General features: G+C 51.2%; 4 protein-coding genes. 1 reads left to right on the top strand and 3 read right to left on the bottom strand.

Annotated features, from left to right (window positions below):
* Positions 1-21: 21 nt before the first annotated feature.
* Positions 22-1,788: a glycoside hydrolase family 13 protein gene (locus QVP94_RS10920; protein ID WP_022192597.1), complete on the bottom strand. Its 1,767-nt coding sequence runs from the start codon at positions 1,786-1,788 to the stop codon at positions 22-24.
* Between the two features lie 105 nt (positions 1,789-1,893).
* Between QVP94_RS10920 and QVP94_RS10925 the strand changes: the two genes are divergently transcribed.
* Positions 1,894-3,336 carry an alpha-amylase gene (locus tag QVP94_RS10925; protein WP_022192598.1) on the top strand — a complete coding sequence of 481 codons (1,443 nt, stop codon included), beginning with the start codon at positions 1,894-1,896 and terminating at the stop codon, positions 3,334-3,336.
* Between the two features lie 8 nt (positions 3,337-3,344).
* Here QVP94_RS10925 and pbpC read toward each other — a convergent pair whose 3' ends face one another.
* Complete coding sequence (pbpC, locus tag QVP94_RS10930) at positions 3,345-5,891, bottom strand: penicillin-binding protein 1C (RefSeq protein ID WP_022192599.1); 2,547 nt, start codon at positions 5,889-5,891, stop codon at positions 3,345-3,347.
* Positions 5,863-6,167 (bottom strand): DUF6078 family protein (locus QVP94_RS10935; RefSeq protein ID WP_502685442.1); only part of this gene is annotated, 305 nt, incomplete at its 5' end. The genes pbpC and QVP94_RS10935, both read right to left, overlap by 29 nt.

Here is a 6,167-nt window from a genome sequence, read left to right on the forward strand (position 1 = left end):
TTTGTATCTCTTTTTAACGAATCATTCCAAAAGATCTAGCGAATCGATGAAGGATTCATAGACGGGATGGTTCAATTGAAAGACAATCGCTTCGAAAGGACGGAGCGTGATATCTTTTTGAGGCGCCATATGACTTCGGTCCCCGTAATTGTCCAATAGGACGTGTGCGTTACTCATATCTATCCCCGGAGTGGAGATTGCCGCCTTGGGGGAGAAATTGAGCATAATCAGATAAGTGTCGGCCCCAGTCTTGCGTAAGAAGATATAGCATTGGGGATTCTCCGCATCCAGCAAATGATAACTGCCATAAATCAAACTCGGATTCTCCTTACGGAAACTGACTACTTTCTTAAAATAATTAAGTATGGAGGTCGGATCTTTTTCTTCGTCCGCTACGTTTATCCAAGTATAATCCGGATTTACCTTTAACCAAGGGGTTCCTGCCGTAAATCCCGCTTCCGGCGAGCGATCCCATTGGAAAGGAGTGCGGGCGTTGTCTCGTCCGGTCTCTTTCTGTTCGTCCAATACCGCCTGCGGATCTTTACCCTCTGCTTTCGCTTTCTTATAGCGGTTGATCGTATCGATATCGTTATAATCCTCGATACGGTCGAACCGAATGTTACGCATACCTATCTCGTCCCCGGCGAACCAATAAGGCGTTCCTCTCATCGTAAGCAGAAAAGTAATAAGCATCTTAGCGGACAAGGCCCTGAACTCATCCTTATCGCTACCAAAGCGACTGACCATACGGGGCTGGTCATGATTACCCAAGTAGATCGAGGGCCAACCCTTATCTACCGCCTTATCCCATTCCGTAAACATCTTCTTTAGGGCGATCAAGCTATAGTCTATACCGGATTCCGGATTGTCCGGTAGGGTTGTATTCCGGATACGGGCGGCGTCGAAATGATAAAGCATATTCAACTCTTCCCGGGCCGGATCGACAAATTTAGCGACATCATCTACCATCACGGCCGAACCTTCTCCAACACTCATACAATCGTATATGCTTAATACCTGCCGATTCATCTCGTGAAGATAGAGGTGCAGGCGAGGCTCTTTGGCATAGAAAGAAAATATATCCGGATATTTCTTGGAATCTATGAGAGGGAATGAGGGATCTTTGGCGATAAGAGAGATGGAATCCATGCGAAAACCGTCTATCCCTTTATCGAACCAGAAGCGCATCATATCGAAAATCTCTTGGCGTACCTCCGGGTTCTCCCAATTTAAGTCGGGTTGTTTCCGGGAGAAATAATGCAGGTAATACGAGTCGGTTGACTTGTTATACATCCAAGCGTTGCCTTCCTCGTCGAAATAGCTGAGGCGCAAGGGAGGCTCACCTTTCTCGGCCGGCCACCAATGGTAATAATTATAATAGGGATTATGTCTGGATTTACGGGCTTCCTCGAACCAAGGATGCTCGTCGCTGGTATGGTTTACTACCAAGTCCAGTACCAGTCGCATCTCCCGTTTATGAATCTCTTTCAGGAGGCGGTCGAAATCTTCCATCGTACCGAATTCCCGCATGATTTCCCGATAGTCGCTGATGTCGTAGCCATTATCATCGTTGGGAGAGAGAAAGATCGGGTTTAACCAGATGATATCCACACCCAAGCTTTGTATATAATCCAAGCGGGAGGTAATACCGTTTAAGTCACCGATTCCGTCGCCATCGCTGTCTTGAAAGCTACGGGGATAGATTTGATATATAATCGCTTCTTTCCACCAAGTCTTTTGAATGTCCTCTTGACCGGACGTACTCTCTGTAACATGCTTTGAATCCATCTTATTATTCTTTAGTTTTTTACTATAACAAAAGGAGGTGGTGGTTAGTTTCAGCAACTTATGACGCTTGAGAAGTGTTGTTTTATCAACAAATAGAAGAAACATATGGAAAATGGAGTAATGATGCAGTATTTCGAATGGAATCTGCCGAACGATGGAATGCTGTGGAAACGGCTGAAGGATGATGCTTCGCATTTACATGAGATCGGGATCAGCGCCGTATGGATTCCACCCGCTTACAAAGGCCATGAGCAAGCGGACGAGGGGTATGGAACCTATGATCTATATGATTTGGGGGAGTTTGACCAAAAAGGGACCATACGTACCAAGTATGGAACTAAGCAGGAACTTCAAGAAATGATCGAGGAACTTCACCGGAACCAGATTGGCGTATATCTGGATGCCGTGATGAACCATAAGGCGGGAGCCGATTATACCGAGTGGTTTATGGCGCAAGAGGTAGATCCTGGGCAACGGGAAAACGCTACCAGCGAACCCTATGAGATAGAGGGATGGACTGGCTTCGACTTCCCGGGGCGTGGCAATATGTATTCTAATTTTAAATGGCATTGGTTTCATTTCTCCGGGACGGACTATGATGTGTCCCGCAAGAAGGAAGGTATATTCCAGATTCTGGGAGAGGGAAAACATTGGAGTGAGGGAGTCGATGATGAGAATGGAAATTATGACTATCTCATGTTCGCCGATCTGGATTTCGATAACCCCGAAGTCGTGCGTGAGATGCAGGACTGGGGGATCTGGGTATCGAACGAACTAAACTTGGACGGTATGCGCCTTGATGCGATCAAGCATATGAACGACCAGTTTATCAAGCATTTTCTGGAGGCGGTGAGAGCGGATCGGGGAGAGGGTTTCTACGCTGTCGGGGAATATTGGAAAAACGATACCGAATCGTTGGAGGCTTACCTGTCGCAAGTAGAATATAACGTGGATTTGTTTGACGTAGCCTTACATTATAACTTGAATGAGGCTTCCGAGAAAGGTCGTGACTATGATTTACGCGATCTATTAAAAGGGACCTTGGTCGAGATATGCCCGGATCAAGCCGTCACCTTCGTGGATAACCATGATTCCCAGAAAAACAGTTCTTTGGAGTCGCAGGTGAAGGATTGGTTCAAACCTTCCGCCTACGGTTTGATCCTGTTGATGAAGAAGGGGTATCCGTGTATCTTTTATGGGGATTATTATGGCGTAAAAGGAAAGAAATCTCCCCATCGTAAGGTATTGGATATGCTATTGCGTGCCCGGAAAGAATATGCGTACGGGGAAGAGGTGGATTATTTTGATCATCCGAACACGATCGGCTTCGTACGCTTGGGAGATTCGGGACATGCTGATTCGGGCTTGGCGTTGGTTATCTCGAACGGGGAAGATGGAGAGAAAACAATGTCTGTGGGGGAGAACCGGAAAGGCGAGGTATGGCATGAGATCACAGGCTCGGTAAAAGATACCGTGACGATTGATGAGGAAGGGAAAGGCCGTTTCCTTGTCAAGGGAGGCAAATTGGCTGTTTGGGTCAAGGCTTAACGGATGCTTTACTTGACCTCGAATTGTATTCTCTTCTGGTTCCCCTCGTTGTCGATGAGGGTAAGGAGATGTTTTCCTTGGCTCACGGAGCAACTGATCTGGTGATTATCGGTGGTCTCTCCCAGATAGCTTTCGTCCAGATGCCAGTAAATCGTAGCGTCACGGCGGGCGTGGGCGGCCTTGAAGATAAATTTCTCGGACTTCCCGGAGAAGCCTTTCGGAAGGTAGAGAATGGCGTTATGCTCGGGATAGATCAGTTCGATCTGGCGGTTCAGGTCTTGTCCGCAGCCGGGTTTTACGGGAGGGAGCGGGACATAATCGATGTGATAGTTGCGGTAGTAATACTCCTGCGCGGGAGGAAGCACGAACCACGGGCGGCTGATCATCCGGTCGACAGACTCGCAGGAACTATTGACCCTGTACCGTCCGTCCGCCGATAGATGTACGAGCTTATGGTAGGGGCAGACCCCCGTGTTATTGCCGGACAGCGGCATGTATAAGGTGTCCGTTTGCTCGCAGTAGGGCGAGGCTTTATGTCCGCTGTTCCGGCAGATCGCCATGGGAAGCGTCTCATCGTAGGGCAGGTCGAACCATTCTCCACCGGGCAATAGGGAAAAGAGATCGAAAAGGACCGGGGCGGCGTTGCCGACACCCGTAAGTCCTGGACGGCCCTCGCCGGAAGCGTTACCGGCCCATACGCCGACGACGTAGCGGGGAGTCGTGCCGATCGCCCAAGCGTCTCGTCCCCCGTAACTCGTCCCGGTCTTCCACGCAATCCGTTTCATCGACTCGAATTGTTGCCAGTCGGCCTCTTCCTCGGGACGGTTCAGGGCGGACATCGCCTCGAACGTGTACCACAGGGCTGCGGAGGAAAGGAGCGCCTTATCGGTGAGCCGGCTATCGGTAAGGGAACGGATGGGTTCCTTCCTCTCCGCCGGAAAGGGAGTCAGCGGATGGATGTCCGCCGGATTATAGCGTCCGTTGTAAGTACGGTAATGTTTAAGCACACGAGACATGGAGGCATACATGCCGGAAAGATCCCATAAGGTTCCCTCGGCCCCTCCCAAGATCAAGGAAGCCCCGTAATGTTCCTCGGAGAAACGTAAGGTAGTCATTCCCCACGATTTCAGCAAAGACATAAAGCGTCCGGTATTATACTGGGAGAGCATACGTACCAAGGGCACGTTCAAGGAGCGCTCTATGGCTACATGGGCCGGTACCGCCCCGTAGAATGTCTTGTTGTAATTATGGGGGGAGAAGCCATTTATATTCAAGGGCACGTCCGATACCAGCATGGAGGGGAGCAACAGCCCGTCGTGCAGCATACCGGCATACAGGAAGGGCTTGAGGATGCTTCCCGTGCTGCGGGGCGAGGTAATGATGTCCACTTGGTTCCCCCGCCGCTCGTCGGCCGGATAGGTAGCGTTTCCGGCGTAGGCCAATACCTCCCCGGTCTCCACGTCCGCTACGATCGCCGCCAGATTATAGATATGGTTGGAACTGTATTCACGGGCATAACGGTTTACGAGGGCCTGTGTCTGTCGTTGCAGGGCTTGGCGGACGGAGGTTTGGATGCGTTGTCCCGGTTGTTCCGCGGCTAGTCTTTCTAACAGGTGAGGGGCATCATTAGGTAAAGGGAGAGGGGCTTCGGGAAGTGGCTCCATGCAGGCCAGCTCGTATTCGGTCTCTTCCAATACACCTTTCTTTTGAAGGGAAGCCAATAAGCGATCCCGCTTCTCCTTCAGTTGTTTCCGGTTTCTCCCGGGGTGGATCAAGGCGGGGGAGTTGGGAAGGACGGCCAGCGTAGCGCTCTCGGCCCACGATAGCTCGGAGGCGCTTCGCCCGAAATAACGCCATGCGGCGGTCTCCAGCCCGATCACGTTTCCCCCGAAGGGAGCGTGCGAGGCATAGAGGTTCAGTATCTCTTGTTTGCTATAGGTGGTTTCTAGAAAGAGCGCCCAGCACATCTCGATCGTTTTCTCGTAGAAGGTCCGGTCTTGGTTCCCTCTCGCTATGCGTGCCAATTGCATGGTCAAGGTACTTCCTCCGCTCACCACACGCCCCGCTTTCCCGTTCAAGCGGATCGCCCGGAAGATGGCGGCGGGGTCTATACCGGGATGGTAAAAGAACCGTTTATCCTCATACGTGAGCAAGCAATCCACGAATTTATCAGGCAAGCTATCCGCCGCCGGGAAACGCCATTGCCCGTCCGGTGCGATACGTGCGCCTAAAAGCTCGCCCTCGGCCGAATATAATAAGGTAGAGCAGGGGGCGGGAAATAATTGCCGGGGCACGATGCCATACATGACACACCACACCGCCACGCCGATCCCCAAGAGGGATGCGAGGAGGCGCCATGGCACTCGTCCCGGCCTCGGTAATAGCGACTTGGATAGATGGCTGAGGCATCTGCCAGTACTCCGTAGGAAGTACTGTAGTACTGTGCGCAAAGTACTGCGGTACTCCTTACGAAGTACTGCGGTACTGTCCGGCTGAGTATTGCGGTACTTTATAAGGAGTACTGCCTCAATCATACCAATTGACACTCTCCTCATAATGATCGAACCTTAGCTCTTCCGTCACTCCGACCCTTCGCAAGGCGTTTAGCACGATCCTTTGCTCTTTAGGTGAGAGTGGAAATTCGCCCCTTCGCCGCTCAAAGTAGGGGTTACGTCCGAAATGGGACATGAGTATCGACATGAATTGCTGGTATTGCGCCGGGAACATCCGGCTCTGCATCCCGGTGAAGCCCCGCGCGTAGGTGACGGGAGCGGAGTCTCGGAAGTAGGGGCAAGCCTCATCCCGGGTACAGAGGGTGGGGTTCAGCAGCC

The organism is Parabacteroides sp. CAG:2 (assembly GCF_000436315.1).
Classification (GTDB): domain Bacteria; phylum Bacteroidota; class Bacteroidia; order Bacteroidales; family Tannerellaceae; genus Parabacteroides; species Parabacteroides distasonis.

What these genes read in the sequence shown, in the direction of transcription:
- QVP94_RS10920 (WP_022192597.1), bottom strand. Translation starts at nt 1,788, where the DNA reads ATGGATTCAAAGCATGTTACAGAGAGTACGTCCGGTCAAGAGGACATT.
- QVP94_RS10925 (WP_022192598.1), top strand. Translation starts at nt 1,894, where the DNA reads ATGGAAAATGGAGTAATGATGCAGTATTTCGAATGGAATCTGCCGAAC.
- pbpC (WP_022192599.1), bottom strand. Translation starts at nt 5,891, where the DNA reads ATGAGGAGAGTGTCAATTGGTATGATTGAGGCAGTACTCCTTATAAAG.